General features: G+C 62.2%; 2 protein-coding genes. Both read left to right on the plus strand.

From position 1 onward, the window contains the following. The first annotated feature begins 405 nt into the window (after positions 1–405). Complete coding sequence (locus tag Q0672_RS12690) at positions 406–837, plus strand: DNA polymerase III subunit chi (RefSeq protein ID WP_298622675.1); 432 nt, start codon at positions 406–408, stop codon at positions 835–837. Continuing rightward, the gene (locus tag Q0672_RS12695) at positions 834–1,328 is read left to right on the plus strand and encodes a hypothetical protein (RefSeq protein WP_298622686.1); all 495 of its coding nucleotides are present in this window, start codon (positions 834–836) and stop codon (positions 1,326–1,328) included. The genes Q0672_RS12690 and Q0672_RS12695 overlap by 4 nt, the downstream gene beginning before the upstream one ends. The last annotated feature ends 166 nt before the right edge of the window (positions 1,329–1,494 follow it).

Raw genomic sequence — 1,494 nt, forward strand, 5'->3', positions numbered from 1 at the left:
AACCTCGACCATGTCCATCAACTTGCCCGCTTCCATCGTTCGCCCAAAAACGCAGGAAATTACACAAAAGCGGGGGCTGTGAACAGTGGGCCAGCAAGAGCCTGACCGTGAACGTTATTTGGGCTCAGGCAATGCTATTGGGGTAGCTTCGATAGCCCTGGCCAAGGTTATCTGAACGGACCAAGACCCTGAATTTACCGGCAAGGCATTCGGTAGTGGGCTTGTCTACATTGTGTTTAGCACAATGCAGATCCAGGTAGCCAAACCACCCCTAAATGCGTTCATCGAGAGCTTTAGCGACAAGCGTACGAACGCCGAATGGTTTTACAAAAACCGCCAAGATTTGTACTATACTGTTATTATATATATATCTACTATAAATGGAAATCTTGACTTAAGTCCCACATGACCGACGTCCGCTTCTACCACAACGCCCCCGACCGCCTGCGCGTGGCCTGCGTGCTCACCGCCAAGGCGAGCGGCGGCGGGCGGCGGGTGTCGGTCTTCGCGCCGGATGGCAACATCGCCCGGCATTTCGATCAGATGCTGTGGAGCTTCCAGCCCCTCGCCTTCGTGCCGCACGTGCCGGCCGGTTCGCCGCTGGCAGCGGAAACCCCGGTGGTCATCGGCAGCCGCCTTGAAGCTCTGCCTAACGACGACGTGCTCATCAACCTCGGCGACGATCTGCCCGGCGGCTTCGAGCGCTTCTCGCTGGTCATCGAGGTGGTCGGCCCGACCGACCCCGAGCGTCAGGCCGCCCGCGGGCGCTTCCGGCGCTACAAGGAACAGGGCCACACCCTCAGCGCCCACGATCTGAACCAACGGAGCGGCGAATGACCTCCCATCCCAAGACCGAACTCGAAATCCCCCTCGACGACGAGGACGGCGAAGTCCTGATCGAGAAGGCCGCGTTGATGCACCGCCCCGACAGCTTCGTCGCGCCCGACGATGACGACCTGCCGGTGCTCACCGACGTGGTGGACGAGCGCGTCGAGCCCTTCATCGGCGACGCCGACCCGATCATCCTCGAACCTACCAGCGATGAGCCCGCCATCGGCGAGCCGGAGCTGCTCGACGAGACGCCCGTCATCGCCACCGAAACGGCACTCCCGGACGACCTCGCCGAACGCCTGGTCGCCCTTGACACCGCCATCGCCCGCCACATCGAGAACTGGGTCGCCACCGAGCTGCCCCAGCTCATTTCGCGCGAACTCGACGAGCTCGCCGCGCGCATCAGCGACAAGGCCGCCGCCCACCTGCGCGCCACCCTGCTCCCCGTCGTCTCTGCCGAGATCGCCGACACCCTCGATAACGAATCCGGCTTGTAATCCCTCGCAGCACGCCAAGCCGTGCCGCCGGACGAGCGGCCCGCATCCGCTATAATCCGCGTTTTGCTTTCAAAGACAGCCCCCATGGAACTGGCCAAGAGTTTCGAGCCGGCGGAGATCGAACGCCGCTGGTATGAGCACTGGGAGTCGAGCGGCTACTTCGCCG

The organism is uncultured Zoogloea sp. (genome assembly GCF_937894855.1).
GTDB classification, from domain to species: Bacteria; Pseudomonadota; Gammaproteobacteria; order Burkholderiales; family Rhodocyclaceae; genus Zoogloea; species Zoogloea oryzae.

Excerpts from the sequence above, each read along its gene's own strand:
- Q0672_RS12690 (WP_298622675.1), top strand. The coding sequence starts at position 406 with ATGACCGACGTCCGCTTCTACCACAACGCCCCCGACCGCCTGCGCGTG.
- Q0672_RS12695 (WP_298622686.1), top strand. The coding sequence starts at position 834 with ATGACCTCCCATCCCAAGACCGAACTCGAAATCCCCCTCGACGACGAG.